Source organism: Quadrisphaera setariae (genome assembly GCF_008041935.1).
GTDB classification, from domain to species: Bacteria; Actinomycetota; Actinomycetes; order Actinomycetales; family Quadrisphaeraceae; genus Quadrisphaera; species Quadrisphaera setariae.
The window spans coordinates 132,576-159,563 of the sequence record NZ_VKAC01000012.1 but is presented as its reverse complement, the minus strand read 5'-3'; the positions used below and the strand labels follow the sequence as shown (position 1 = coordinate 159,563).

Here is a 26,988-nt window from a genome sequence, read left to right as displayed (position 1 = left end):
GCACCGGCAGGACTCTGGAGCCGACCGTCTGAGAACGCTGGAGGGGACCCTCAACGCAGTGAGGGGCGGGTCCCGGAATTCCGGGACCCGCCCCTCACGGGAGGGCGTCAGTGACGCTCGTGGACCTCAGTGGCCGTGGCTCGTCTCCGAGCCTCGTCCGACGGCGCCGACGGCGTGAGCGTCGGTGTCGCCCTCGATCGCCTGGCCGTGACCCTCGTCGTGGCCGTGGGCGGCCTCGAGCTCGGCGGGGGTGACGGCGGCGATGTGGTCCTCGAAGAAGAACGCCGACATCCGGGCGCGGAGCTTCTCGAGGCCGGACGCCTTGCCCTGGGGGAGCGGCACCAGGAGGTCGTCCTCGTGCTGGACCAGGTTCCACCGCTCGTAGACGTCGAGGGGCTCGTGCACCTCGAAGTACTCGCCGTCGGCGGTGCGGACGATGCGACCGGTCTCGCGGCCGTGGAGCGCGAGCTCACGGTCGCGGCGCTGCAGGCCCAGGCAGATGCGCTTGGTCACCCAGAAGGCGATCGGCGGCCCCACGAAGAACAGCGCACGGAGCACGTACGTCATGTCGTTGATGGAGATGTGGAAGTGCGTGGCGACGAGGTCGTTGGTGGCCGCCAGGGCCATCACGACGTAGAAGACCAGCGCCGCCACACCGAGGCCCGTGCGCGTGGGCTTGTTGCGGGGGCGGTCGAGCAGGTGGTGCTCGCGGGTGTCACCGCTCAGCCACTGCTCGACCCACGGGTAGGCGATCAGAGCGAGGATCATCAGACCCGGCACCACGGCGCCCGGGAGGAGGATGTTCAGCGACCAGACGTACCCGAACGTGGAGAACTCCGTCGGGATGGGTCCCAGCCACCCCGGCATGAGACGCAGAGCGCCGTCCACGAAGAGGATGTACCAGTCGGGCTGCGTGCCGGCGCTGATGGGTGACGGGTCGTAGGGCCCGTAGTTCCAGATCGGGTTGATCGTCACCGTCGCCGCCATGAGGACCACGACGCCGAACACGATGAAGAAGAACCCGCCGGCCTTCGCCGCGTACACCGGCAGCACGGGGTAGCCGACGACGTTGGTGTTGGTGCGCCCCGGGCCGGGGAACTGCATGTGCTTGTGCAGCACCAGCAGCCCGAGGTGGATGCCGATCAGCGCCAGGAGTGCCGCCGGGATGAGCATCACGTGCATGATGAACAGCCTCGGGATGATCATCTCACCGGGGAACTCCCCGCCGAAGATGAAGAACGCCATGTACGTGCCCACCACCGGGATGGCCTGGATGACGCCCGAGATGATCCGCAGGCCGTTGCCGGAGAGCAGGTCGTCGGGGAGCGAGTACCCGGTGAAGCCGGCGGCCAGCGCGAGGATGGCGAGCGCGACACCGACGAGCCAGTTCAGCTCGCGCGGCTTCCTGAAGGCGCCGGTCACGAAGATGCGGGCCATGTGGGCGAGGATCGCCGCCACGAACAGCAGCGCCGCCCAGTGGTGGATCTGCCGCATGAGCAGCCCGCCGCGGACGTCGAAGCTCAGGTTCAAGGTCGACTCGTAGGCCTTGGACACGGTCTGGCCGACGATGGGGGCGTAACTGCCCTCGTACCGGGTCAGTGCCATGCTCGGGTCGTACCAGAACGTCAGGAACGTCCCGGAGATGAGCAGGACGACGAACGTGTAGAGGCAGACCTCGCCCAGCATGAACGACCAGTGGTCGGGGAAGATCTTGCGGGCGAACGTCTTGACGATCTTCGACGCGCCGACGCGGTCGTCGACGTAGCCGGCGAGGGTCGCCGTCCTCTTGTCGGTGAGGATCGAGCTCATTCAGACACACCTCGCTCCCAGTAGCTCGGACCCGGCGGGACCGGGAAGCCAGCACTGGCCACCAGGTACCCCTCGCTGTCCACCGTGATCGGAAGTTGCGGCAGCGGCCGCTTGGCCGGGCCGAAGATCACCTTGCAGTGCTGCGTCAGGTCGAACGTCGACTGGTGGCACGGACAGAGAAGGTGGTGCGTCTGCTGCTCGTACAGGGCGACGGGGCAGCCGACGTGGGTGCAGATCTTGGAGTAGGCGTAGATGCCGCCGTAGCTCCAGTCAGCCTGGTTGATCATGCCGCTCTCGATCGGCTTGACGTCCTCGGGCTGGATCCTGATGAGGAGGACGGCCGCCTTGGCCTTCTCCTCGATGGGGTGGGAGGACTCGGCGAGCCCCTCCGGGATGACGTGGAAGACCGACCCGAAGGTCACGTCGGCCGCGCGGATCGGCGTGCCGTCGGGGTCGCGGGTGAGGCGGACGCCCTCCTCCCACAGCGACTCGCGCAGCACCGTGCCGGGCAGCGGGCCGAGGTCGCGGAAGAGCACGACGGCCGGGATCGGCAGGATGCCCAGCGCGGCGATGAGGGAGTTGCGGATCACGGTGCGGCGCATCACGCCGCTCTCCTCGACGCCGTCGAGGATGATGTTCGTCGCGTCGCGGCGGTCCTCGTCGGTGCCGCGGATGTCGTGGCGGAGCTCGACCTGCTCGTGGTCGGGCATGAGCGTCTTGGCCCAGTGGACCAGGCCGATGCCGATGCAGAAGATCGCGAAACCCAGGCCCAGCCCCAGGACGAGGGTGGACAGCTGCAACCGGCCGAGGCTCTTGTCGTCCTCGATGGGCAGGGCGAAGTAGCCCACCAGGAACACGACCGTGCCGATGAAGGACAGCAGGAAGATCGTGGAGACCTGGCGCTCAGCGTTGCGAGCCGCCTTCGGGTCGGTGTCGGTGGTGCGGAACCGGTGGGCCGGCAGGCCCGGGTTCGCGAACCGGTTCTCGAGCGCGGTGCCCTCGGGCGCCGCGAGGTCGGTGCCGGTCCCGCCGTGGCTGGGACCGGCGTCGTTGTGCCCCGTGGTGGGGGAGTCCTTCACGGCCGGTCCTCCCGGTTGTCGGTACTGGTGGTGGGGAACCGCGTCACGTGGCTCACGAGGACCGCGCCCCGAGCCAGACGGCGCAGCCGACGAGGGCGAGGATGCCGCCGGCCCACGCGAACAGCCCCTCGGAGACCGGCCCGAGCGAGCCCAGCGACAGGCCGCCCGGCGAGGGCTCGGTACCGACGAAGTGCAGGTAGCTGGCGATGTCCTGCTTCTCCTCGGGCGTGATGTTGGCGTCGTTGAAGACGGGCATGGACTGCGGACCGGTCAGCATCGCCTCGTACACGTGCTTGGCCGACACGTCCTGCAGGTTGGGGGCCCACTTGCCGCGCGTCAGCGCGCCGCCGACGCCGACCGCGTTGTGGCACATGGCGCAGTTGGTGCGGAAGAGCTCGTTGCCCTTGGAGATGCGCTCCGGGTCGTCCGAGAAGCTCTGGAACTCCTCGGCGGGGATGGCCGGGCCGGGAGCCAGCGAGGCGACGTAGGCGGCCATCTGCGCGATCTGCTGGTCGTTGAACTGGACCGGCTTCTCCATGGCCTGGGGCAGGTTCGCCGACAGCGGCATGCGGCCGGTGCCCACCTGGAAGTCGACGGAGGCCGCGCCGACGCCGATGAGCGTGGGGCCCTCGCCCGTGCCCTGGGCCTGCAGGCCGTGGCAGTTGGAGCAGTTGGCCAGGAAGAGCTCGCGCCCCTTCTGGACGTCCTCGGTGCTGGCCCCGGCCGCGGACGCCGTCGACGGCGTCAGCACCGAGTAGGCGCCGCCGACGACGAGCAGCGCCAGCAGCATCACGACCACACCACCCAGCGGGTGGCGGCGGCGGGCGGCGAGAGCCTTCACGAGGACATCCTCAACGTTGCGGGGGGAAGCGCGACAGGGCGCGCCGGGGACGTGACGAGGTTCACGCGGGGAGCCACGGCGCTCACCGGAGGATGTAGATGATGAAGAAGAGACCGATCCACACCACGTCGACGAAGTGCCAGTAGTAGCTGGTCACGACGGCGCTGGTGGCCTCCTGGTGCCCGAACCGGCGGGCGGCGAAGCTGCGCCCGATGACCAGCAGGAACGCCAGCAGGCCGGCGGTCACGTGGAGGCCGTGGAAGCCGGTGGCCATGTAGAAGACCGACCCGTACGGCGTGGAGGAGATGGTCAGGCCCTCGTGGACCAGCTCGGCGTACTCGAAGACCTGGCCGGAGACGAAGAAGGCGCCCATGAGGTACGTCAGCACGTACCACTCGCGCATGCCCCAGCGGTTGACCTGCAGCAGCGACCCGGTGCGGGCCTTCTGGTAGCGCTCGGCGGCGAAGACGCCGAACTGGCAGGTCAGCGAGCTCAGCACGAGGATCGTCGTGTTGGTGATCGCGAAGGGCATGTTGAAGAGCTGGGGCTCCGTCTGCCAGAGCTCCGGGACGACCGCCCGCACAGTGAAGTACATGGCGAACAGCCCGGCGAAGAACATGAGCTCGCTGGAGAGCCAGACGATGGTCCCGACCGACACGGGGTCGGGCCTGTTGACGGCCGCCGGAGCGTGCGGCAGGGCTGCTGTGCTCGACACGGCGCCATTATGGCGTCAGCCACCCGGCGTAGTGGCGCCGGGACCCGCCGTGCGGACACGATGCGGTCACGATCACACCACCCGCGGCTGGGCGCAGGCTGGGCCCGGGCTCTCGGATCGCCGTCCCCACCTGGCAGGGTGTCGCCGTGGCAGCCCTCGGAGCACCCGGTGCGCGCACCTGGCCGTCCTTGATCTCAGCACTGGTCGCCGGCCGTGACCTCTCCTCGGAGGACTGCGCGTGGGCCATGGCGCGGGTGATGTCGGGGGAGGCGGCGGCCGTGCCGCTGGCCGGCTTCCTCGTGGCGCTGCGCGCCAAGGGCGAGACGGTGGCGGAGCTGGGCGGCCTGGCCGACGAGATGCTCGCCCGGGCGGTCCCGCTGCGCCTGCCCGCCTCCGCCGGCCCGCTCGACGCCGCTGTCGACGTCGTCGGCACCGGTGGTGACCGGTCGGTCACCGGGACGAGCACCGTCAACATCTCCACCATGGCCGCGCTGGTGGTGGCGGGAGCGGGCCGCACCGTGGTCAAGCACGGCAACCGCGCCGCCTCGTCGCAGTGCGGCTCGGCCGACCTGCTCGAGGAGCTCGGCGTCCGCCTCGACCTGCCCGCCGACCGGGTCGGCGAGGTGGCGGGCGAGGTGGGCATCACGTTCGCCTTCGCGCGCGTGTTCCACCCGGCCTTCCGGCACGCAGCCGAGGCGCGCACCGGCCTGGGCGTGCCGACGGCCTTCAACATCCTCGGCCCCATGACGAACCCGGGCCGGCCCGGCGCCGCGGCGATCGGGGTGGCGGACGCGCGCCTGGCGCCGCTGGTGGCGGGGGTGCTGGCGCGGCGCGGCACGCGGGCGCTGGTCTTCCGCGGCGACGACGGGCTCGACGAGCTGACGACCTCCGGCCCCTCGGCGGCCTGGCGCGTGGGCGCCGGCGCGGTGGAGCCGCTGTCGGTGGACCCCCGCGCCCTCGACCTGGCGCCGTCGACCCTCGCGGACCTCGCCGGTGGTGACGCGCGCCACAACGCCGCCGTGGCCCGCGACGTCCTCGCCGGGAGGACCGGACCGGTGCGAGACGCGGTGCTGCTCAACGCCGCCGCTGCTCTCGTCGCGGCGGACGGCCTGGCCGGTGACCTCCACGAGGACCTGCGCCGCCAGCTGGCCGTGGCCGCCGCCTCGGTGGACAGCGGAGCTGCCGCGGCCGTGCTCGAGCGCTGGGTGGCGGCGACCGCCAGCTGACGGCCGGCTGACGGCCGGCCGGAGGGCTACTCGTCCGCGCCGATGGCGAACGCCGCCTCCAGGTCGTGCCGGGAGTAGGCGCGGAACGCGAGGTAGGTGCGGGTGGCGCGCACGCCGTGCACCTTGCCGATCCGGTCGGCGATGACGTCGGCCAGCGCCTCCTGCTGGGCGACGCGGACCATGACGACGAGGTCGGTGTCTCCGGTGACGGAGTAGACCTCGCTGACGCCGTCGACGTCGGCGATGGCCGCCGCCGCCTCAGGGACCAGGGAGACCTCGACGTCGACGTGGACGATGGCGGTGATCACGGTCACATCCCAGCACGCCTCACCCAGCGGCGCCCAGGGACGTCCCGATCGCCGACCTCACCGGGCACGCCCAGGTGCCCTCGACGCTGACCAGCCGGACGCCGTCGCCCTCGAGCCAGCCCAGGACCTTCTCGGCCTCCTCGGCGCTGCACGCCGGCTCCGGGGGCACCGGGGCGCTGACGACCTCCGCCGTGGCCCGCAGGGCGTCCACCGCGGGGCGCGGGTCGGCTCCCGGGGGCGTGGTGGTGGTGCCGGCGAGGCGGCCGTGCCGGACCACCACCAGCTCCCAGCCGCCGCCGGGCCTGCGCCGCGCGGCCACCACCTCGGCGGCCGCGGCCAGCGGGGCCAGGCGCTGCGCGCGGGCGGCGCCGCGCAGGAAGGCGAGCGACCTGTCCCGCACCAGCCCCGCCTCCTCGTAGCGCTCCGCCGCGGCCAGCTCGGCCAGGCGGGCGCGCGCGGAGGCCAGCACCGGCGCCGGGTCTGCTACGAGCGCGGTGCGGGCGCGGTCGGCGACGAGGCCGTACTCGTCGGGCGACTGCGCACCGGTGCAGGGGGCACCGCACCTGCCGATCTCGTGCAGCGCGCACGCGGAGGCGCCGGCCGCGGGCCGCAGCGGCAGGCGACCCGAGCACCGGCGCAGGGGCAGGGCGTCCTGCACGGCCTCGACGGCGGCCAGCGCCGAGCGCGAGGAGGAGAACGGGCCCAGGTAGGCGGCTCCCGCCGCAGCGTCGTCGCGGACCTCGCGCACCACGGAGAGCCGCGGGTAGGGCTCGGCGGTGAGCTTGACCCACGGCAGCCGCTCCGGGCGCCGGGACCTGCGGTTGTAGTGGGGGTCGTGCTCGGCGATGAGGCGCAGCTCGCGGACCTGGGCCTCGAGCGGCGTCGAGCACACCACGGGCACGACGGAGGCCGCCAGCTGCACCATCTCCGCCATGCGGGTGCGCCGCTCGGCGGCGGTGAAGTAGCTGCGCACCCGGGCCCGCAGGTTCCCGCTCGTGCCCACGTAGAGCACGCGGCCCTGGGCGTCCTTGAAGAGGTACACGCCGGGTGCGGAGGGCAGCCCGTCCGCCAGGGTGCGCTTGCGCCGCACCTGCTCGGGCACCGCCGGCGCCACCTGCGCCAGGTCCCCCAGGGTGGTCACGCCGAGGGAGCCGACCCGGGCGAGCAGGGCGTGGAGCACGTCCACGGTGGCGCGCGCGTCGTCCAGGGCGCGGTGGGTGGGGGTGGTGCGCGCGGAGAGGTGCCGGGCGAGCGTGCCGAGCTTGTGGTCGCGCACCTCGCCGCGCGCCAGGACGGCCCGGGCCAGCCGCAGCGTGTCGATGACGGCGGGCGCCGGCCAGTCGCGGTCCGTGGCGGCGCAGGCCGCTCGCAGGAAGGAGACGTCGAACGGCGCGTTGTGGGCCACGAGCACGGCGCCCCGCAGCAGCTCGAGCAGCGGCGCGAGCACCTGCCCGATGCTGGGCGCCCCCGCGACCATGGCGTCGGAGATGCCGGTGAGGGCGGTGATCTCCTGCGGGATCGGTCCCGGCGGGCGCACCAGCGAGCCGAGCTCGGCCACCACCTCCCCGCCCCGCACCCGCACGGCGCCCACCTCCGTGATGGCGCAGGTGGCGGCGGACGCCCCGGTGGTCTCGAAGTCGAGCACGAGGAAGTCCACCTCGTGCAGCGGCGTGGCCGGGTCGAGGCCGCCCAGCCCTGCGGAGGACGACGGCGCTGCGTCGTCCTCCCACAGCGGGAGCGTGGAGGGGGAGGGGAGCACCACCCGCCGGACGCTAGGTGCCGCCACCGACACCCCGCCACGGTCAGCGCCGGCACGTAGCATCGCTGCCGTGGCGGGACGGCACAGCGCGGCCGGGGGCCGCCCCGAGCCGTCCGAGGACCTGCCCCGCCGGCGCGACCTCCACCGCCCGGCCCGGCGGGCCCGTCGCCGCAGCAGCGCGCGCTCCGGGGCGACCCGCCTGCTCAGCGGCCTGCTCGTGCTCGCGGCGGCCGCCGTGCTGGGCACCGCGGCCGTGCGCCTGCTCGTCGAGCCCTCCCCGGCCTCCACGACGACCTCCGCGGCCAGCGCGCCGCCCTCGGCCTCGGCCACCACCGGTGACTCCACCTCGGGAGCGCCGTCGGCGCAGCGCGCCGTGCAGGCGCTGCTGGACGCCCGCGCCGCCGCGCTGGTGGCCCGCGACGAGCAGGCGTGGAACGCCGCCGTGGCCGGCGACGCCTCCGTGTCCCCGGCGGCCCGGCCGGCCCTGGACGCCTACCGGACCCGCACGCGGGCGGTCTTCGACAGGCTCGCGCCGGTGCCGCTGGGCAGCTGGTCGTGGCAGGTGACCGGCAGCGGGCCCGCCCTGCCCGCCCAGCGCGCCGAGCAGCTCCCGGCGCGCAGCTGGGTGGCGCGGACCACCCTGGTGTGGTCGGTGTCGGGCGCCGGGGACGACCCGGTCCGCCGCCAGCAGGACCTCACCGTCGTGCCCAGCGGCGACGGCTGGGCGGTGGCCGACGACGCCGACGGCGAGACCGTGCCGGACCTGTGGGACCTCGCGCCGGTGTCGGTGGTGACCTCGCCGCGGGCGGTGGTGATCGGCACGGCGGAGCGCTCCGAGCTGGACCGCGTCGCGCAGCTCACCACCACGGGCGCGCGCGCCGTGGACGCCGTCTGGGGCCAGGGGTGGCCCCGCAGCACCGTGGTGGAGGTGCCCGCCGACCAGGCGCAGATGGCCCGGCTGCTGGGCCGCGACGACGACGCCGGCCTCGACCAGATCGCGGCCGTGACCACCGGGGAGCTGGTGGGCGGTGCGGGGGCGACCCGCGGCGACCACGTGGTGGTGAACCCGAACGGGTTCGGGAAGCTCGCCCCGCTGGGCCAGCAGGTGGTCCTCACCCACGAGCTCACGCACGTGGCGACCCGCTCCGGGGCCACCCGGGCGGTGCCGCTGTGGCTCTCGGAGGGGTTCGCGGACTGGGTGGGCTACCGCGGGACGGGCCTGTCCGAGCAGTCCGTGGCCGCGGACCTCGCGACCCAGGTGCGGGCCGGCCGGGCGCCGCAGGCCCTGCCGACCCCCGACGACTTCGACCCGACCAGGACCTCGGACGTGGGCCCGGCCTACTCCAGCGCGTGGCTGGCGGTCACCGCCCTCGCGCGGCGCTACGGCGACGACCGCGTCGTCCAGCTGTACCGCGCCGCGTCCACCGAGCCGGGCGACGGCGACGCCGACGCCGCCCTCGACGCGGCCCTGGCCTCGACGCTCGGCACCGACCGCGCCGAGGTGGTCCGGCTCTGGCGCGCAGAGCTGCAGGAGCTGGCCGCGTGAGCGGAGCCGGAGGGAGCGGGGCGACGCTCGTCGTCACCAACGACTTCCCGCCGCGCGCGGGGGGCATCGAGGCCTTCGTCGAGAACGTCGTGCGGCGGCTGCACCACCACGGGGCGAGCCGCGTGGTCGTGCACACGCGCCGCCACCCCGCCCTGGCCGACGCGCAGCGCGCCCTCGACGCCGAGCTGGGCGCAGCCGGCGTCGTCGTCGTCCGTGATCCCCGGACCCTGCTGCTGCCGACCCCGGCCCTCGCGCGCCGCGTCGCCGCGACCGCCCGAGCCCACGGGTGCGACCGGGCCTGGTTCGGCGCGGCGGCGCCCCTGGGCCTGCTCGCCCCGGCCCTGAGGCGCGCCGGGGTCCGCCGCACGGTCGCCACCACCCACGGCCACGAGGTGTGGTGGGCCAGGCTGCCGGGCTCCCGGGCGGCGCTGCGGGCCGTCGCCGCGCGCAACGACGTGCTCACGGTGCTCGGTCCCGCCACGGGCGCCCCCATCGCGCACGCCCTGCCGACCGCCCTGCGCGAGCGCGTCACCACGCTGTCTCCGGGGGTGGACCCGGCGGCCTTCGGCCGCCCCGAGGACGACGACGCCGCGCGGGAGCTGCGCGAGCAGTGGGGCGTGACCGGGCGACCCGTGCTCCTGTGCGTCTCGCGGCTGGTGGCCCGCAAGGGCCAGGACGTGCTGCTGCGCGCCCTGCCCGCGGTCCAGCGCGCCGTGCCCGGGGCGGTGCTCGTGCTGGTGGGGGAGGGGCCGCGCCGCGCCCACCTCGAGCGCCTGGCGGACTCCCTGGGACTGCGCCGCGGCCCGGGGGGCGACGTGCTCCTCACCGGTCGCCTGCCCGGGGGACAGCTCGCGGCCGCGCACGCCGCCGCCGACGTCTTCGCCATGCCGTGCCGCGACAGGCTCGGCGGGCTGGAGACCGAGGGGCTCGGCATCTGCTTCCTTGAGGCCGCCGCGAGCGGCCGTCCCGTGGTGGTGGGCCGCTCCGGCGGAGCTCCCGACGCCGTGCGCGACGGTGAGACCGGGCTGCTCGTGGACGGCACCGACCCCGGCGCCGTCGCCGTCGCCGTCGCGTCCCTGCTCGCCGACCCGGCCCGCGCCCGCGCCATGGGCGCGGCGGGCCGGGCCTGGGTGCGCGAGGCGTGGGGCTGGGACGAGCGCGCCGCGGCGCTGGCTCAGCTCCTGGAGCTGTAGAGCTCCTCCACGGCGTCGGCGTGGGCCGCCACGACCTGCCGGCGCCGCAGCTTCAGCGACGGGGTCAGCAGGCCGTTGGCCTCGGTGAAGTCGTCCTCGAGCACCGCGAAGCGCTTGATGCCCTCGGCGCGCGACACCGCCGCGTTGGCCTGGTCGACGGCCTCCTGGAGCACGGCGCGCACGCCGGCGTCCTTCGCGGCCGCGGCCACGTCGAGCACCGGCATGCCACGGGCGCGCAGCCAGCCGGGCAGCACGTCGGCGTCGAGGGTGATCAGGCAGGCCACGTAGGGGCGGGCGTCGCCGACCACCAGGGCCTGGCTGACCAGGGGGTGGGCGCGCAGCCGGTCCTCGAGCACCGCGGGGGCGACGTTCTTGCCACCGGCCGTGACGATGATCTCCTTCTTGCGGCCGGTGATGGACAGGAACCCGTCCTCGTCCAGGGAGCCGAGGTCTCCGGTGCGGAACCACCCGTCGGCGTCGAACGCCTCGGCGTCGGCGGCGGGGTTGTGCCAGTACCCCGTGCAGACGTGCGGTCCCTTGACGAGCACCTCGCCGTCGGTGTCGATGCGGATGGAGCAGCCCGGCAGCGGGCGCCCCACCGAGGCCACCTTGACCCGGCCGGGCCGGTTCACCGTGGTGGGGGCGGTGGTCTCGGTGAGGCCGTAGCCCTGCAGCACCGTCAGCCCGACGCCCTTGAAGAAGTGGCCGAGCCGCTCGCCCAGCGGGCCGCCGCCGGAGACGGCGTAGGTGGCGCGCCCGCCGAGGGCGGCGCGCAGCTTGGCGTAGACGAGCCTGTCGAAGAGCGCGTGCTGGACCCGCAGCGCCAGGCCGGGCCCCCTGCCGCCCACCACCGCGTCGTCCTGGGCGCGGCTGTAGGCCTCGGCGACGGCGGCCGCTTTCGCGAAGACCTTCCCCTTGCCGCCCTCGATGGCCTTCTGCTCGGCGCTGGCGTAGACCTTCTCGAAGACGCGCGGCACCGCGAGCACGTACGTGGGCCGGAAGCTCGCGAGGTCGCGCGTGAGGTCCTTGGAGTCCGGCGTGTGGGCCAGCGTGGTGCGGCCCGCCAGGCACAGCACCTGGATGAACCGGGCGAACACGTGGGCGAGCGGCAGGAAGAGCAGCGTCGAGCCACCGGCGGCGAAGACCTCGGGGATGGCGGAGACGGCGTTGCGGGACAGCACCACGAAGTTGGCGTGCGTGAGCTGGCAGCCCTTGGGGCGCCCCGTCGTGCCCGAGGTGTAGATGATCGTGGCGAGGTCGGCCCCCGTCACGGCCGAGCGCCGACGCTCCAGCTCCGCCTCGCCCACGGCGAGCGACGCGTCGGCGCCGAGCGCCTCCAGCGCGCCGAAGCCGCCGTCGTCGATGACCCACACCCGCTGCGGGTCGAGCTCCGGGGTCTCGGAGGCCACCGACGCGAGCAGGTCGCGGTGGCGGGGCTGCTCGACGATCGCGGCCGTGCAGCCGGAGTCGGAGACGATCCACGCGGCCTGCTCCGCCGAGGACGTCTCGTACACCGGCACGGTGACGGCACCGGCCCACCAGATGGCGTAGTCGGCGAGGGTCCACTCCAGGCGGGTCCGGCTCAGCAGCGCCACCCGGTCCCCGGGTGCCACCCCGCTGGCGGCGAGCCCGGCGGCCAGCGCCCTGACGCGCCGCACGACCTCCGCGGCGCCCAGCTCCTCCCACCCGTCGCCGACCGGGCGGGCCAGCAGCGGCAGCCCGGGGGACTCGGTGGCCACCTGCACCAGCAGGTCGGTCACCGACTGGGCGGGGTCGACCTGGACGTCCAGGGGTTCGGCTCGCTCGATCACTGCACTCCTTCGGGCGGGTCGGCGGGTCCTGCCGACTCTAGCGAGGCGGGTAGCGTCCAGCGCCGTGAGCACCCCTTCCGGCGCACTGACCGTCGGCGTGGACATCGGCGGCACCAAGATCGCAGCTGGCGCGGTGGACGCCGCCGGGCGCATCGTGGCCCGGACCCGGCGCGAGACGCCGGCCCGCGACGTGGGCGCGATCGCCGCCGCCGTGGTGGACGCCGTGGGCGAGCTGCGCCGCGAGCACGACGTCGCGGCCGTGGGCGTCGCCGCCGCCGGCTTCGTGGACGCCAGCCGCTCCGTCGTCACCTTCGCGCCCAACCTCGCCTGGCGCGACGAGCCGGTCCGCGCCGACCTGGAGCGCGCCCTCGGGCTGCCCGTGGTGGTGGAGAACGACGCCAACGCCGCCGCGTGGGGCGAGTTCGCGCACGGCACCGGTCGCAGCGCCAGCAGCGCCGGTCACGAGGTGCACGACATGGTGCTGCTGACCATCGGCACGGGGCTGGGCGGCGGCATCGTCATCGGCGACCGCCTCCTGCGCGGCGCCAGCGGCTTCGCCGGGGAGCTCGGCCACGTGCGGGTGGTCCCCGACGGCCACCCCTGCGGCTGCGGCAACCGCGGCTGCTGGGAGCAGTACGCCTCGGGCCGGGCGCTCGTGCGCGAGGCCCGTGCGATGGCGCGCACCGGCTCACCGCTCGCGGCGCACCTCCTGGAGCTGGCCGGCGACGACCCCGAGGCCATCCAGGGCCCCACCGTCACCAAGGCCGCTCTGGAGGGCGACACCGCCGCCGTCGAGCTGCTGGCCGACCTCGGCCGCTGGATCGGTGAGGGCGCCGCCAGCGTCGTCGCCGCGCTCGACCCGGCGCTCGTCGTCGTCGGCGGCGGCGTCTCCGAGGCCGGTGACCTCCTGCTCGCCCCGGCGCGCACCGCCTTCGCCCGCCAGCTCACCGCGCGCGGGCACCGCCCCGCGATCCCCGTGGAGCTGGCCTCCCTCGGGAACGACGCCGGGATGATCGGCGTGGCCGACCTCGCCCGGACCGTCTGACCGGACCCCTAGAGCCGGGCGCCGTCGTCGCCGTCGTCCTCGCGGTGGCTGGGCAGCCGCAGGACGAGGGTGACGAACCCCGCCACGAAGCCCAGCACCGCCACGAGGACGACGAGCGGCGGCAGCGGCGGCTTCACGATCACGACGACGACGAAGAAGAACGGCACGCCGAGCACGCCCAGCCACGGCAGCCAGGTCCGCCAGCTGCCGCGCGGCAGCGGCGGTGGCTCGGGCGGGGTCCAGTGCTCCTCGGCCAGCGGGTCGGCCTCGGTGCCGCCGCGCCCGTCGGGCAGCCGCGGCCCCTGCGGTGGGGCGGGCGTCTCGGCCGGCGGGTCGGTGCGGCGCCGCCGCAGCTCCGTCGGGGCGGCCGGGGGAGCCGGCGGCGAGGCCGGTGGGACCGCCGGTGGCGCGGTCGGCGGGGCCGCCGGGCGGTCGGGCTCGGCCGCGGGGTCGTCCCAGTGGGCGAGGATCTGCGCCCACGCGGCGTCGACGTCGACGCCCTCGGGGTCGCCGCCGCCGGGGGGCGGGGGTGCGGCGGTCACAGCCGGCCCACCAGGTCGAGGGTGGCCGCGCTGACGCGCGCGGCGTCGTGGTCGAGCGTGGCCACGTGGTAGCTGCGCTCGAGCACCTCCTCGCGCACGTCGGCCGAGCCGACGCGCTCCAGCACGAGCGCGCTGGAGGAGGCGGGCACCACGTGGTCGGCCGCGGACCGGAGGAGCACCAGCGGCTGGTGCACGAGGGGCAGGTCGCGGGCCACCCCGCGCAGCCCCTCGACCATCGACGCCGCGGCGCGCAGCGGCACCCTGTCGTAGGCGAGCTCCACCGCCCCGGGCTTCGCGACGTCACCGCCGACGGCGGGCGCGGTGCGCTCGCGGCCGGGACGGCCGAGCAGCCCCAGGCGGCGCAGCAGCGGCAGGGCTGCCAGGCGCGGGTCCTCCAGGCGCACCGCCGGGTTGACGAGCACCAGGCCGGCCACGTCCGCGGGGTGGTCGGCCGCGAGCCGCAGGGCCAGGCCACCGCCCATCGACAGGCCGCCGACGACGACGCGGTGCCCGCGCGAGCGCAGCTGCTCCAGCTCCGCCTCGAGCGCGCCCAGCCAGTCGGCCCAGCCCGTGCGGGCCATCTCCTGCCAGCTCGTCCCGTGCCCGGGCAGCCGGGGCAGGCAGACGGACAGGCCGGCGGCGGCGAGGTCCTGCGCCCAGCCGCGCAGCCCCTGGGGGCTCCCGGTGAAGCCGTGGCAGAGCAGGACGGCGGGCGCGCCAGCGGTCCCCGCGCCGGCCGCAGCGCCGGACGAGAAGGCCTCCGCGCCGGCCAGCACACCCACGCCACCATCGTCGCACGCTGCAGGCAGGACGAGGGCGCCCCTATGGTTGAGCCAGGACCGCTTGAGGAGGAGGACGGGTGCTCTACTGGCTGTTCAAGGCGGTGCTCTACCCCGTCCTGACGTCGCTGTTCCGGCCGGAGGTCAAGGGGCTGGAGCACGTGCCGCTGACGGGGCCCGCGGTGCTCGCGAGCAACCACCTGTCCGTGTCGGACTCCTTCTTCCTCCCGCTCATGGTCCCGCGGCGGGTGAGCTTCATGGCGAAGGCCGAGTACTTCACCGGCCGCGGCGTGAAGGGGCGGCTCACGGCGGGCTTCTTCAAGGGCATCGGCCAGCTGCCCGTGGACCGGTCGGGCGGCAAGGCGAGCCAGGCGGCGATCGACCTGGCCCTGGCGGTGCTCGACCGCGGTGAGCTCTTCGGCATCTACCCCGAGGGCACCCGCAGCCCTGACGGACGCCTGTACCGCGGGAAGACCGGCGTGGCGCGCGTGGCGCTGACCAGCGGCGTCCCCGTCCTGCCGGTGGCGATGCACGGCACCGCCGAGGTGCAGCCCATCGGGCGTCGGATCCCCCGCATCCGCCGGGTGGGCATCACCATCGGGGCCCCGCTGGACTTCTCCCGGTACCAGGGCATGGAGAACGACAGGTTCGTCCTGCGCTCGGTGACCGACGAGATCACCTACGAGATCATGCGGCTGTCCGGGCAGGAGTACGTCGACGTCTACGCGGCCTCCATGAAGGACAAGCTGGCCTCGGCGGCCAAGGAGCGCCGCGGGGCGACCAAGGCGCCCCGGCCGGAGGCCGCCGGCCCCGAGGTGCTCGCCGCCGGTCCCTCCGCCGACTCGACCACGCGCCGCGCCCACGAGCCCGAGCTGGGCCCCGAGGAGCTGGGGGACGTCGGGACCGCGCTGCCGCCGGTCGACCCCCCGGAAGCCCCGGAGCCCGGGCCGCACCCGTCCCGGTAGCCTTCCCCGGTGCCCGACGCGACCGCCCCCGCTGTCCACCGGCCGTTCGGGGCGGTGCTCACCGCGATGGCGACCCCGTTCACCGCTGACGGCGCTCTGGACGTCGCCGCCGCCCAGGCGCTGGCGCAGCGCCTGGTGGACGAGGGGAACGACGGCCTCGTCGTCGCCGGCACCACGGGGGAGTCCCCGACGCTGGCCGAGCACGAGCACGACGCGCTGCTCGCCGCCGTCGTCGAGGCGGTGGGCTCGCGGGCCCACGTCATCGCGGGCTGCGGCAACAACGACACCGACCACACCCTGCGGCGCGCCCGCGCCGCCGAGAGGACCGGCGTCGACGGCCTGCTCGTGGTCACCCCGTACTACAACAAGCCCCCGCAGGAGGGCCTGTTCCGCCACTTCTCGGCCGTGGCCGACTCCACGGGCCTGCCGGTGATGCTCTACGACATCCCCGGCCGCACCGGCACCGCGATCTCCAACGAGGTCCTCCTGCGCCTCGCGGAGCACCCCCGCGTGGTGGCCGTCAAGGACGCCAAGGACGACCTGTTCGCGTCGTCACAGGTCATGGCCGCCGCCGGAGGCGAGGGCGGCCTGGCCTACTACTCCGGCAGCGACCAGCTGAACCTCGCGCACCTCGCGCAGGGCGCCGCCGGCGTCGTCTCCGTGGTCGGGCACGTGGCGGCTGGTCCCTACGCGGCCATGGTCGCCGCCGTCGACGCGGGCGACCTGCCCGCAGCCCGAGCGATCCACACCCGGCTGCTCCCCGCCGTCACCGCGATCATGACCCGCACCCAGGGCGCGATCATGGTGAAGGCGGCGCTGGAGCTCACCGGGGCCATCCCCAACCGCCACGTGCGCCTGCCCCTCGTGGAGGCCACCGACGAGCAGGTCGAGCAGCTCAGCTCCGACCTGCGAGGAGCAGACCTTCTGTGACAGCCCCCACCGCCGCAGCGACCACCCAGACCCTCGGCCAGACCCTGGGCCTGCCCCCGAAGCTCGCCCGCGGCACGCTGCGCGTGGTGCCGCTGGGCGGCCTCGGCGAGGTCGGCCGCAACATGGCCGTGCTCGAGATCGACGGCAAGCTGCTGATCATCGACTGCGGCGTCCTGTTCCCCGAGGACCACCAGCCCGGCGTCGACCTCATCCTCCCGGACTTCAGCTACATCGCCGACCGCCTGGACGACGTCGTCGCCGTGGTCCTCACGCACGGCCACGAGGACCACATCGGCGCCGTGCCGTTCCTCCTGCGCCTGCGCCCCGACATCCCGCTGGTGGGCTCCACGCTGACGCTGGCCTTCGTCGAGGCGAAGCTCAAGGAGCACCGCATCCAGCCGTACACGCTCGCGGTGAGCGAGGGGCAGGTCGAGCAGCTCGGTCCGTTCGAGTGCGAGTTCGTCGCGGTCAACCACTCGATCCCCGACGCCCTCGCGGTCGCCGTGCGCACGAGCGCCGGAACGGTGCTCCACACCGGCGACTTCAAGATGGACCAGCTGCCGCTGGACGGCCGCATCACCGACCTGCGCGCCTTCGCGCGGCTCGGCGAGCGCGGCGTCGACCTGTTCATGGTCGACTCCACCAACGCCGAGGTGCCGGGCTTCACCACCGCGGAGCGCGAGATCACCCCCGTGCTCGACAGGGTCTTCGCCAGCGCCCAGCGCCGGCTCATCGTGGCGAGCTTCGCCTCGCACGTGCACCGCGTGCAGCAGGTGCTCGACACCGCGCACAAGCACGGCCGCAAGGTGGCCTTCGTGGGCCGCTCGATGGTGCGGAACATGGGCGTGGCCGCCGACCTGGGCTACCTCGACGTGCCCAAGGGCGTCCTCGTGGACCTCAAGCAGGTCGACGACCTCCCGGACGCCAAGGTCGTGCTCATGTGCACCGGCTCCCAGGGCGAGCCGATGGCCGCCCTGAGCAGGATGGCCAACCACGACCACCGGATCCAGGTGGGTCCGGGCGACACCGTCGTCCTGGCCTCCTCGCTCATCCCCGGCAACGAGAACGCCGTCTACCGCGTGATCAACGGGCTCATGCGCCTGGGCGCCGCGGTCGTGCACTCCGGCAACGCCCGCGTGCACGTCTCCGGCCACGCGAGCGCCGGTGAGCTCCTGTACTGCTACAACATCGTCAAGCCGAAGAACGCCATGCCGGTGCACGGCGAGGTGCGGCACCTCCACGCGAACGCCGACCTCGCGGTCAAGACGGGTGTGCCGCGCGAGCGGGTGCTCATCACCGACTGCGGTTCCGTGGTCGACCTGCGCGACGGCCGCGCGAAGATCACCGGTCAGGTGCCCTGCGGGTACGTCTACGTCGACGGCTCCTCGGTGGGTTCCATCACCGACGCCGACCTCAAGGACCGTCGCATCCTGGGTGACGAGGGCTTCATCTCGGTGTTCGCCGTCATCGACTCCACCACCGGCAAGGTGGTGGCGGGCCCCGAGGTGCACGCCCGGGGCGTCGCCGAGGACACGAGCACCCTGCAGTCCATCGTCCCGAGGGTGGCTGACGCGCTGGCCCAGGCCGTCGCGCAGGCGTCCCAGGGCGGCGGCGGTGTCGACACCCACCAGCTGCAGCAGGTGGTGCGCCGCGTGGTCGGCCGCTGGGCGGGGACGTCGCTGCGCCGCAGGCCCATGATCATCCCGGTGGTCGTGGAGGCGTAGTTCCTCCCGGCGTGGGGCGTGTGTGAGGGATGTGACGAGCGGATAGCGTGGCCGCATGGCCACCCGCTCGACCTCGCGCGCTCCCGCGAAGCCTCGCGCCGGGGCGAAGGCCGCCCCCAAGGGCGGCGCGCGCGGCGCCGCCCACGCGCGGACCCGCGCGCCGCTGCCCGTGCGGGCCGTCCGCGGCACCTGGATGGGGCTCGCCCACGCCGTGGGTGGCAGCGCCCGCAAGGGGCGCCCCGACAGCTCCGACCTGGACCCCGACGTCCGCCGGGACGGGATCGGCCTCGCGCTCGTGGCGGCCGCCATCGTGGTGGCCGCCCGTGAGTGGTGGGGCATGCCCGGGACCTTCGGCGACGTGGTCCACGCCGTGGTCGCCGGGACCGTCGGCAAGGTGAGCCTCGCGCTGCCGCTGGCGCTGGGCGTGCTGGCGCTGCGCCTGCTGCTGCGCCCTGACGCGGGCAGCGAGAACAGCCGCGTCGTCGTCGGGCTCGGGGCCATCACGGTGGCCGTGGCGGGCATGCTCCACCTGGGCGGGGCGCTCGGCGCGAGCCCGGTCAGCTCCCTGGAGAGGATCCGCGAGGCGGGCGGCGTGCTCGGCTACCTCGTGGCGACCCCCGTGGACGCGGCGGTGGGCGGGGCGCTCACCTACACGCTGCTCGGGATCCTCGCCGTCTTCGGCGTCCTGGTGACCACCGCGACGCCCGTGCACCTCGTGCCGCACCGCCTGGGTCTGCTCTACCGCACCCTCACCGGCGGCGACGACGTGCACGGCCGCTACGGCGAGGACGACCCCGACGGCGAGCTCGAGCGCCGCCAGCTGGGCCGCGCCCGCGGCAGCCGCCACGGCGACGAGGCCTACGAGCAGGCGATGGAGCGCGAGGCGGAGGTCAAGCCGAAGCGCCGCAAGCGGGGCGCCGGCGAGGACGACCGGCCCGCCTTCGAGGAGCAGGCGTCCGCCGCCACCCCTGCGCCGGGCGAGGAGGTCTTCGACCCCTTCAAGGACTTCGGCGCCGCCCCGACCACCGCGGTCGCCGTCGAGCCCGGCGAGGAGCCCGACGCCGCTCCGGGGCCGCGCCGCTCGTCGGCCGCCGGCGTCACCGCCCACGCCCGCGGTGCCGCGCCGGCTCCCGCCCCGCCGGCTCCCGCCCCGCCGCTGCAGGCACCGCCCACCACGCAGCTGCCGCACCGCGTGGAGCAGATGGCGCTGGCGTTCACCGGCACCTACGAGATGCCGCCGGACGACGTCCTGAAGCACGGCGAGGGCCACGCGACCCGCACCGAGGCGAACGACCGCGTGGTGGACGCCCTCACCGCCGTCCTGGACAACTTCTCCATCGACGCGCGCGTCGCCGACTTCACCCGCGGCCCGACGGTCACCCGCTACGAGGTGGAGCTGGGCACCGGCGTCAAGGTGGAGAAGGTCACGGCGCTGTCGAAGAACATCGCCTACGCCGTGGCCAGCGCTGACGTGCGCATCCTGAGCCCGATCCCCGGCAAGTCGGCGATCGGCGTGGAGATCCCCAACACCGACCGCGAGATCGTCGTCCTCGGCGACGTCCTCCGCAGCGACGTCGCGCAGCGCAACACGCACCCGATGGTCATGGGCATCGGCAAGGACGTCGAGGGCGGGTACGTCATCACCAACCTCGCCAAGACGCCCCACCTGCTCGTCGCCGGGGCCACGGGCGCCGGCAAGTCGAGCTTCATCAACTCGATGATCACGTCGATCCTCATGCGGGCGACGCCCGACCAGGTGCGCATGATCCTCGTGGACCCGAAGCGCGTGGAGCTCACGGCCTACGAGGGCATCCCGCACCTGCTGAGCCCGATCATCACCAACGCCAAGAAGGCCGCCGAGGCGCTCGACTGGGTCACCCAGGAGATGGACCGCCGCTACGACGACCTCGCGATGTACGGCTTCAAGCACGTGGACGACTTCAACGCCGCCATCGACGAGGGCCGCGTGGAGCCGATCGAGGGCAGCGAGCGCCAGCTGCGGCGGTACCCGTACCTGCTCGTGGTGGTCGACGAGCTGGCCGACCTCATGATGGTCGCGCCGCGCGACGTGGAGTCGTCCATCGTCAGGATCACCCAGCTCGCGCGCGCCGCCGGCATCCACCTGGTCCTCGCGACGCAGCGCCCGTCGGTCGACGTGGTCACCGGCCTCATCAAGGCCAACGTGCCCTCGCGCCTGGCGTTCGCGACGTCGTCCCTGGCCGACTCCCGGGTGGTCCTGGACCAGCCGGGCGCCGAGAAGCTCATCGGCCAGGGCGACGCGCTGTTCCTGCCGATGGGCTCCTCCAAGCCGGCCCGCGTGCAGGGCGCCTGGGTCAGCGAGTCCGAGGTGGAGAAGGTCGTCGCGCACGTCAAGGCGCAGGCCGCGCCCGAGTACGTGCAGGACGTCGTGGCGCCGAGCAACGCGCAGAAGATCGCCGAGGACGTCGGCGACGACCTCGAGCTCATGCTGGCGGCCGCCGAGCACATCATCACCACCCAGTTCGGCTCCACCTCGATGCTGCAGCGCAAGCTGCGCGTGGGGTTCGCGAAGGCGGGCCGCCTCATGGACCTGCTCGAGCAGCGCGGCGTGGTGGGGCCCTCGGAGGGCTCCAAGGCCCGTGACGTCTACGTCAAGCCCGACGACATGGACGAGGCCCTGGCCCGCCTGCGCGGTGACGCCGCCCGCGAGCCGGTCCGCATCCCCGACGACGCCACCCAGGTGGTCGACCTGGCTGAGGGCGAGGGCTGGGACGACGGCGTGGACGAGCCCTCGGAGGGCTCCGAGGACGCCTGGGAGCTCACCGACAGGTACTGAGCCCGCGGGGCCACCAGCGATGACCCCGTACCCTTGCCAGCCGTGAGGTCGGTAGCTCTGGTCACCCTCGGGTGCGTCCGCAACGAGGTCGACTCCGAGGAGCTCGCCGGTCGCCTGGCGGCCGCCGGCTGGCGCCTCGAGGACGACCCGGCCGCCGCGGACGTCGCCGTCGTCAACACCTGCGGGTTCGTGGAGCAGGCGAAGAAGGACTCCGTGGACGTCCTCCTCGACGTCGCCGAGCTCCGCGACGACGACGCCTCGCGCACGCAGGCCGTGGTGGCCGTGGGCTGCATGTCCGAGCGGTACGGCAAGGACCTGGCCGAGGAGCTGCCCGAGGTCGACGCGGTGCTCGGGTTCGACTCCTACGCGGACCTGTCCACCCACCTCGACGGCATCCTCCACGGGGCGCGGCCGGAGTCGCACGTCCCGCGCGACCGCCGCACGCTGCTGCCCGTCAGCCCCGCGAAGCGGCAGGCCGCCGCCCGCAGCGGCGCCGTCGCCCTCCCCGGGCTCGGGGAGCTGAGCGACGCCAGCCTCGCCAAGGTGCCCGAGTCCGGCCCGCCCGTGGTCCGCGCCCGCCTCGGCAGCGCTCCCTGGGCGCCGCTGAAGCTGGCGTCCGGCTGCGACCGCCGCTGCTCGTTCTGCGCCATCCCCGCCTTCCGCGGCAGCTTCGTCTCCCGGCCCCCGGCCGACGTGCTCGCCGAGGCGCGCTGGCTCGCCGAGCAGGGCGTCAAGGAGGTGTTCCTCGTCAGCGAGAACTCGACCTCCTACGGCAAGGACCTGGGCGACCTGCGCGCGCTGGAGTCCCTGCTGCCGCAGCTGGCGGCCGTGGACGGGCTCGAGCGGGTGCGCGTCAGCTACCTGCAGCCGGCCGAGGTGCGTCCGGGGCTGCTCGAGGCGATCGCGGGCACGCCCGGCGTCACCCCCTACTTCGACCTCTCCTTCCAGCACTCCGCGCCGGCGCTGCTGCGCCGGATGCGCCGCTTCGGCAGCACGGACGAGTTCCTCGCGCTGCTCGACCGGGTCCGCACCCTGGCGCCCGAGGCGGGCGTGCGCTCCAACGTCATCGTCGGCTTCCCGGGGGAGACCGAGGACGACGTCGCCGAGCTCGAGCGCTTCCTCGAGGGTGCGCGCCTCGACGTGGTGGGGGTCTTCGGGTACTCCGACGAGGACGGCACGGAGGCCGCCTCCCTCACCGACAAGGTCGACGAGGCCGTCGTCGCCGAGCGCGTGGACCGGATCTCCCGGCTCGTCGAGGCCCTCGTCGACGAGCGCGCCGCGCAGCGCGTCGGCACTCGTGACGCCGTCCTGGTCGAGGAGCACGACGACGACGGCGACGGTCTCGTGAGCGCTGTCGGGCGCACCGGCTTCCAGGGCCCCGACGTCGACGGCACGACGCGCATCGAGCTCGCCCCCGGTGCCGAGCTGCCCCCGGTGGGGGCGCTGGTCCCCGTGCAGGTCACGGCCAGCGAAGGCGTCGACCTGGTGGCCCGACCGCTGTGAGCACGCCAGCCCAGCCGGCGAAGGTGTCGGCCTGGAACATCGCCAACTACCTCACGGTCCTGCGGATCGTGCTGGTGCCGCTGGTGGTGTGGCTGCTGCTGGCCCGCGACGGCGACGACGCGTGGTTCCGGCTGGGGGCGTTCGCAGCGTTCGCGGCTGCGAGCATCACCGACAAGATCGACGGTGACATCGCGCGGGCCCGGGGACTGGTCACCGACTTCGGCAAGATCGCCGACCCCATCGCCGACAAGCTGCTGCTGGGCGCGGTGTTCGTCTGCCTGTCGCTGCTCGGCGAGGTGTGGTGGTGGGTGACGGTGGTCATCCTCGTCCGCGAGGTCGGCATCACGCTGCTGCGCTTCGTGGTGATCCGCTACGGCGTCATCGCCGCCTCCCCGGGCGGCAAGCTCAAGACGGTGCTGCAGGTGGCGGCGGCGGGCCTGCTGCTGCTGCCGTGGTCGTCGTGGCTGTCCGGCACCCCGCTCGCCGTCGTCGAGGGCGCCCTGCTGGTGCTCGTGCTGGCCGCGGCCGCGGTGACGCTGGTCACGGGCGTCGACTACCTCGTCCGCGCCTACCGGCTCGTGCAGGGCGGACGACGTGCCTGACGCACTGCCCGAGCGCGTCGTCGAGGCGCTGCGCGAGGCGCACCTCACCGTCGCCACCGCCGAGTCCCTCACCGCAGGGCTGCTGAGCGCGCGCCTCGCCGACGTGCCAGGAGCTTCGGACGTCCTGCGCGGGGGGGTGGTCTCCTACGCCACCGACGTGAAGTCCTCCGTCCTCGGCGTGAGCAGCGACCAGCTCGAGCGCACGGGGCCCGTCCACCGGGCCGTCGCCGAGGCCATGGCCAGCGGCGTCACCCGTCTGCTCGGGGCTGACGTGGGCGTGGCCACCACGGGCGTCGCTGGTCCCGGGCCGCACGACGGGCACCCCGCCGGCACCGTCGTCGTCGCCGTGTCCACCGCCGCCGGCGTCTCCGCCGAGGTGCTCCGCCTCCCCGGTGACCGCGCCGCCGTCCGCGAGGGCGCCGTGCGCGGCGCGCTCGACCTCCTCGCGCGCGTGCTCACCGACCGTGAGGAACGAGAAGAGCCCTCCCAGCGTTGGAAGAACTGATGACCAGCACCTCGGTCCGCCGCCCTCCGACCCGCCGTCCCTCCTCCAGCCGCCCGCCTGCCGCCCCGACGGGGTACCGTGGTCTCTCGGCGTCACCGCCGACGACGGACGGGAGGCGCCAGGTGCCACTGCTGCGACGCGAGATCGGCGACGTGCTGCGCTCCGCCCGTCAGCAGCAGGGCCGCACCCTGCGCGAGGTCTCCGGTGCCGCCCGCGTCTCCCTGGGCTACCTCTCCGAGGTGGAGCGGGGCCAGAAGGAGGCGTCCAGCGAGCTGCTGTCGTCGATCTGCGATGCGCTGGCCGTGCCGATGTCGACGGTGCTGCGCGCCGTGAGCGACCGCGTCGCCGCCGCCGAGGGCCTCCCCGTCCCCGTCCCGGCGACGGTCGCCGCCACCGTCCCCGCCGCTGGTGTGGGCGACCTCGGCATCCCGCCGGTGGTCATCACCCGCGACGGTCTCGTCAGCGCCGCCTGACCTCCCTACGGGCCCCCAGCGGAGCCTGCGGGGCCCCGCCGTCCGTGGGGGTCGGCCCGGGCTGGCAGCGCGGGCAGTAGAACGCCGACCTCTCCTGGGGTGCGACCCCGATGGGGGCCACGCGCACCGTCGTCCCGCACCGCCGGCAGGGCTGCCCCGACCGGGCGTGGACGTACCCCAGCGAGCCGTGCGCGACGTCGCGCGTCCCGGCCTCCAGCAGCCGCCGCTCCAGCACGACGAGCGCGCGCAGCCCGTCCTCTCCGAGCTCCCCGGCAGGCGTCCACGGTGAGACCCCCCGCAGGAACAGCGCCTCGGCCATGAAGTACGTGCCCACTCCGGCCAGGACGCGCTGGTCGAGCAGCGCCTCTCCGACGTGGCGCCCCGGGTGGGCGAGCAGCGCGTCCACCACCCGGGTCACGGCTCCCGGCCCCCAGCCGGGCCCGAGGACGTCGGGGCCGAGGTGGCCGACCAGCCGCGCCTCCTCGGCGGTGGGCACGAGGTCGAGCATCCCCAGCCGGTGGCCCACGGCGGTCCACTCGGCGTTCGCCAGCACCGCCCGCACGCCGTGCGCCGCCCTCGCCGTGCGCCACGGCTGACCGGTGGCGTGCACGTGCCAGGAGCCCTCCATCCGCAGGTGGCTGTGCAGGGTCAGCGGCTGGTCAGTCCCGTCCCCGTCGCCCACGCGCAGGAGCAGGTGCTTGCCGCGGCTGACCACCTCGTCCACCACGCGGCCCCGCAGGTCGACGGTTGCCAGCGACGGCCAGCGGAGGTCGCTCCGCTCCAGCGCCCGCCCGGCGAGCGCCGCGTGCAGCCGTTGTGCGGAGCGCCAGACGACGTCCCCCTCAGGCACGCACGTCGCCGCACTGGCGCAGCGCGGTGACGACGTCCGCGGTCAACGCCTCCAGCACAGCGGCGACCCCGTCGGCGCCGCGCGCCGCCAGGCCCCACCAGACGGGCCGACCCACGAACACGGCGCGGGCTCCCTGCGCCAGCGCCCAGGCGACGGCGGCGCCGCTGCGGACGCCCGAGTCGGCGTAGACCTCCACCCCAGCGTCCACCGAGCGCACCGCCGCCACGACACCGGGCAGCGCAGCGGCGGACGTCACCGACTCCCCGAGGCGCCGTCCGCCGTGGGTGCTCACGACGACGCCCGCGGCCCCGGCCTGCGCGCACGCACGGGCGTCGTCGGGGTGGAGCACGCCCTTCACCACCACCGGCAGCCCGGTCCGCTCGGCGAGCCAGCCGATGGTCTCCAGCCCCACGTCGAGCGCGGGCGTCGCGGCGCCGGCCTCCCGGTCGGCGAGGTCGGCCTGGGTGAGCGCGGTGAGGCGCTCCCGTCCGGGCCCCGCCGGCCACTCGGTGGGCTCGATGCTCTGCCCGCCCGGCGCTGAGGGCGTGAGCGCCGTCGTGTCGACGGTGAGCACCAGCGCGGTGGCGCCGGCTGCGGCGGCCCGCTCCACCAGGGCGGCGGTGAGCGACCTGTCGCGCAGCACGTAGACCTGGTACCACCACGGGGCGCCGGCCACTGCCACCTCGTCGAAGGGGACGGCGGTGTTCGTCGAGACGCCCAGCAGCGACCCCGCCGCGGCCACCGCGCGGGCGGTCTCCGCCTCGCCGCGGGGGTGGGCGGCCACCTGCTGCGCCATCGGTGCCACGAGCACCGGGGTGCGCAGAGGCGTGCCCAGCACCGTCGTCGCCGCCAGCTCGGCGTCCGTGCGGGAGACGCCCTGGAGCACGCGGGGCACCAGCCGCGCCGCGGCCCAGTCCCGCAGGCCCTCCGCGTGGCACTGGCCCGCGCCAGCGGTCGCGGCGACGTACCCCGCGACGTGCGCCGGCAGCTCGGCCCTCGCCTCCGCCTCGAGCCGGTCGAAGAGCGCCGTCGTCGTGGTCATCCCAGGACCTCCTCGCACGTGCGGAGCAGTCGCTCCCGGAGCGGCGCCGCAGCCGCGGCGAGCTCGCGCTGCGCCGCGGCGTAGGCGACCTTGCCGTCCCGGGTCTCCACGGCGATCGGTGACAGGCCCGACCCGGACACGTCGTAGGGGGAGGCGCGCATGTCGACCTCCCGGGCCGCCCGGGCCGCCTCGAAGCAGTCCAGCAGCAGCTCACCGGGGCAGGCCGGGCCCAGGGCGACCGCGTGCCGGAGCACGTCCATGGTGACGTGGACGCACCCGGGCTGGTCGGTCTCCGCCTGCGTCTCGCGCGTGAGCGCCGCCGCGTTGCGGGGCACGGCCTCGGGGGTGAAGAACCGGAACGCGTCGATGTGGCTGCAGCGCAGGGGGTGGGCCTCCACCACGGCGTCGGCGCCGGCCTGTCCCAGGCGCAGGGGCAGGGCGTGGCGGCGACCCCCGGCAGAGGCCCCGCCGGTGCTGGGGCCGCCCACCGCGTCACCGGAGCGGTAGACCATGGCCCACTCGTGCATCCCGAAGCACCCCAGGTGCGGTGGTCGACCGCGGAGCGCCTCGAGCAGCCGGCGGCTGGTCGCCACGGTGCGGCCCCGGTCCGCGGCGAAGGCGGCGGCGTCGAGGGCCACCCCGCCGTCCTGCTCGCGCTGCGCGTACCAGCGCCAGGCGCGGTGCGGTGCGTCCGCCGCGTCGACCAGCACCGCGCCGGCGCCGGGGTGCCACCGCCGCAGCTGGCCGGGACGCAGGGAGTAGTAGTCGTAGAGGAAGTCGTCAACGGGGTCCACGGCGTCCTGACCGCCGCCCGCTCTCGAGCGGCGCTCGCGACGGGCGGCGGTGAGGGCGTCGGCGCGCTGCTCGTGCGCGGCAGTCCGCTCACGCCAGTCCGCCACCTGCACGGCACGAGCATCACACGCGCG

24 protein-coding genes are annotated in these 26,988 nt (G+C 74.8%); 12 read left to right on the top strand and 12 right to left on the bottom strand.

Annotated elements, in window-relative coordinates; genetic code table 11:
• Positions 1–126: 126 nt before the first annotated feature.
• The 4 genes from qcrB to ctaE all read right to left on the bottom strand — a co-directional run bounded on the left by qcrB (position 127) and on the right by ctaE (position 4,444).
• Positions 127–1,809 (bottom strand): cytochrome bc1 complex cytochrome b subunit, encoded by a 1,683-nt coding sequence (qcrB, locus tag FMM08_RS18665; protein WP_147927890.1) that lies wholly within the window; start codon positions 1,807–1,809, stop codon positions 127–129.
• Complete coding sequence (qcrA, locus tag FMM08_RS18660; RefSeq protein WP_147927889.1) at positions 1,806–2,888, bottom strand: cytochrome bc1 complex Rieske iron-sulfur subunit; 1,083 nt, start codon at positions 2,886–2,888, stop codon at positions 1,806–1,808. Before qcrA ends, qcrB begins: the two co-directional genes overlap by 4 nt.
• Positions 2,889–2,940: 52 nt before the next feature.
• The gene (gene qcrC, locus FMM08_RS18655; protein WP_147927888.1) at positions 2,941–3,729 is read right to left on the bottom strand and encodes a cytochrome bc1 complex diheme cytochrome c subunit; all 789 of its coding nucleotides are present in this window, start codon (positions 3,727–3,729) and stop codon (positions 2,941–2,943) included.
• 82 nt (positions 3,730–3,811) lie between these two features.
• Positions 3,812–4,444, bottom strand: coding sequence for an aa3-type cytochrome oxidase subunit III (gene ctaE / locus FMM08_RS18650; RefSeq protein WP_147927887.1), 633 nt, complete (start codon positions 4,442–4,444; stop codon positions 3,812–3,814).
• A gap of 146 nt (positions 4,445–4,590) precedes the next feature.
• Here ctaE and trpD point away from each other — a divergent pair, with 146 nt between their 5' ends.
• Positions 4,591–5,670: an anthranilate phosphoribosyltransferase gene (gene trpD / locus FMM08_RS18645; protein WP_147927886.1), complete on the top strand. Its 1,080-nt coding sequence runs from the start codon at positions 4,591–4,593 to the stop codon at positions 5,668–5,670.
• Positions 5,671–5,696: 26 nt separating this feature from the next.
• Here the strand turns inward: trpD and FMM08_RS18640 are convergent, their stop codons facing one another.
• Entirely contained in the window at positions 5,697–5,978 is a 282-nt protein-coding gene (locus FMM08_RS18640; RefSeq protein WP_147927885.1) for an Lrp/AsnC family transcriptional regulator, read from the bottom strand.
• Positions 5,979–5,997: 19 nt separating this feature from the next.
• Entirely contained in the window at positions 5,998–7,740 is a 1,743-nt protein-coding gene (locus tag FMM08_RS18635; protein ID WP_222710940.1) for a DEDD exonuclease domain-containing protein, read from the bottom strand.
• Positions 7,741–7,807: 67 nt separating this feature from the next.
• On the opposite strand from FMM08_RS18635, the gene FMM08_RS18630 reads away from it, so the two are divergent.
• Both FMM08_RS18630 and FMM08_RS18625 read left to right on the top strand, forming a co-directional pair.
• On the top strand, positions 7,808–9,283 hold the full coding sequence (locus tag FMM08_RS18630) for a hypothetical protein (RefSeq protein WP_147927883.1): 1,476 nt from the start codon (positions 7,808–7,810) through the stop codon (positions 9,281–9,283).
• Positions 9,280–10,476 (top strand): glycosyltransferase family 4 protein, encoded by a 1,197-nt coding sequence (locus tag FMM08_RS18625; protein ID WP_147927882.1) that lies wholly within the window; start codon positions 9,280–9,282, stop codon positions 10,474–10,476. The genes FMM08_RS18630 and FMM08_RS18625 overlap by 4 nt, the downstream gene beginning before the upstream one ends.
• Here FMM08_RS18625 and FMM08_RS18620 read toward each other — a convergent pair.
• Positions 10,458–12,287, bottom strand: coding sequence for an AMP-dependent synthetase/ligase (locus FMM08_RS18620; RefSeq protein ID WP_255472589.1), 1,830 nt, complete (start codon positions 12,285–12,287; stop codon positions 10,458–10,460). The two genes, FMM08_RS18625 and FMM08_RS18620, sit on opposite strands and share 19 nt — an antisense overlap.
• A 64-nt stretch (positions 12,288–12,351) precedes the next feature.
• Here FMM08_RS18620 and FMM08_RS18615 point away from each other — a divergent pair, with 64 nt between their 5' ends.
• Positions 12,352–13,332 carry an ROK family glucokinase gene (locus tag FMM08_RS18615; protein ID WP_147927880.1) on the top strand — a complete coding sequence of 327 codons (981 nt, stop codon included), beginning with the start codon at positions 12,352–12,354 and terminating at the stop codon, positions 13,330–13,332.
• A gap of 8 nt (positions 13,333–13,340) precedes the next feature.
• Here FMM08_RS18615 and FMM08_RS18610 read toward each other — a convergent pair whose 3' ends face one another.
• The gene (locus tag FMM08_RS18610) at positions 13,341–13,874 is read right to left on the bottom strand and encodes a hypothetical protein (protein ID WP_147927879.1); all 534 of its coding nucleotides are present in this window, start codon (positions 13,872–13,874) and stop codon (positions 13,341–13,343) included.
• On the bottom strand, positions 13,871–14,656 hold the full coding sequence (locus FMM08_RS18605) for an alpha/beta hydrolase (protein ID WP_222710939.1): 786 nt from the start codon (positions 14,654–14,656) through the stop codon (positions 13,871–13,873). Before FMM08_RS18605 ends, FMM08_RS18610 begins: the two co-directional genes overlap by 4 nt.
• Before the next feature lie 77 nt (positions 14,657–14,733).
• Here FMM08_RS18605 and FMM08_RS18600 point away from each other — a divergent pair, with 77 nt between their 5' ends.
• The 8 genes from FMM08_RS18600 (at position 14,734) to FMM08_RS18565 (ending at position 24,170) form a co-directional block, all read left to right on the top strand.
• A complete protein-coding gene (locus FMM08_RS18600) occupies positions 14,734–15,618 on the top strand; it encodes a lysophospholipid acyltransferase family protein (RefSeq protein ID WP_147927878.1) in 885 nt (294 codons plus the stop codon).
• A 9-nt stretch (positions 15,619–15,627) separates the two neighbouring features.
• A complete protein-coding gene (dapA, locus tag FMM08_RS18595) occupies positions 15,628–16,548 on the top strand; it encodes a 4-hydroxy-tetrahydrodipicolinate synthase (protein ID WP_147927877.1) in 921 nt (306 codons plus the stop codon).
• Complete coding sequence (locus FMM08_RS18590; protein ID WP_255472588.1) at positions 16,545–18,272, top strand: ribonuclease J; 1,728 nt, start codon at positions 16,545–16,547, stop codon at positions 18,270–18,272. Before dapA ends, FMM08_RS18590 begins: the two co-directional genes overlap by 4 nt.
• A 55-nt stretch (positions 18,273–18,327) precedes the next feature.
• Complete coding sequence (locus tag FMM08_RS18585) at positions 18,328–21,087, top strand: DNA translocase FtsK (RefSeq protein WP_147927876.1); 2,760 nt, start codon at positions 18,328–18,330, stop codon at positions 21,085–21,087.
• A gap of 33 nt (positions 21,088–21,120) precedes the next feature.
• Positions 21,121–22,590 carry a 30S ribosomal protein S12 methylthiotransferase RimO gene (rimO, locus tag FMM08_RS18580; protein WP_147927875.1) on the top strand — a complete coding sequence of 490 codons (1,470 nt, stop codon included), beginning with the start codon at positions 21,121–21,123 and terminating at the stop codon, positions 22,588–22,590.
• Positions 22,587–23,192, top strand: coding sequence for a CDP-diacylglycerol--glycerol-3-phosphate 3-phosphatidyltransferase (gene pgsA, locus FMM08_RS18575; RefSeq protein WP_147927874.1), 606 nt, complete (start codon positions 22,587–22,589; stop codon positions 23,190–23,192). The genes rimO and pgsA overlap by 4 nt, the downstream gene beginning before the upstream one ends.
• The gene (locus tag FMM08_RS18570) at positions 23,185–23,697 is read left to right on the top strand and encodes a CinA family protein (RefSeq protein WP_147927873.1); all 513 of its coding nucleotides are present in this window, start codon (positions 23,185–23,187) and stop codon (positions 23,695–23,697) included. Before pgsA ends, FMM08_RS18570 begins: the two co-directional genes overlap by 8 nt.
• 122 nt (positions 23,698–23,819) lie before the next feature.
• Entirely contained in the window at positions 23,820–24,170 is a 351-nt protein-coding gene (locus FMM08_RS18565; RefSeq protein WP_255472585.1) for a helix-turn-helix domain-containing protein, read from the top strand.
• Here the strand turns inward: FMM08_RS18565 and FMM08_RS18560 are convergent.
• The 3 genes from FMM08_RS18560 to FMM08_RS18550 are packed head-to-tail and all read right to left on the bottom strand — an operon-like array spanning position 24,157 to position 26,967.
• Positions 24,157–25,020, bottom strand: a complete 864-nt coding sequence (locus FMM08_RS18560; protein ID WP_147927871.1) for a DNA-formamidopyrimidine glycosylase family protein — start codon at positions 25,018–25,020, stop codon at positions 24,157–24,159. The two genes, FMM08_RS18565 and FMM08_RS18560, sit on opposite strands and share 14 nt — an antisense overlap.
• Complete coding sequence (locus tag FMM08_RS18555) at positions 25,013–26,062, bottom strand: alpha-hydroxy acid oxidase (protein WP_147927870.1); 1,050 nt, start codon at positions 26,060–26,062, stop codon at positions 25,013–25,015. The genes FMM08_RS18560 and FMM08_RS18555 overlap by 8 nt, the downstream gene beginning before the upstream one ends.
• A complete protein-coding gene (locus FMM08_RS18550) occupies positions 26,059–26,967 on the bottom strand; it encodes a 3-methyladenine DNA glycosylase (RefSeq protein WP_147927869.1) in 909 nt (302 codons plus the stop codon). Before FMM08_RS18550 ends, FMM08_RS18555 begins: the two co-directional genes overlap by 4 nt.
• Between the last annotated feature and the right edge of the window lie 21 nt (positions 26,968–26,988).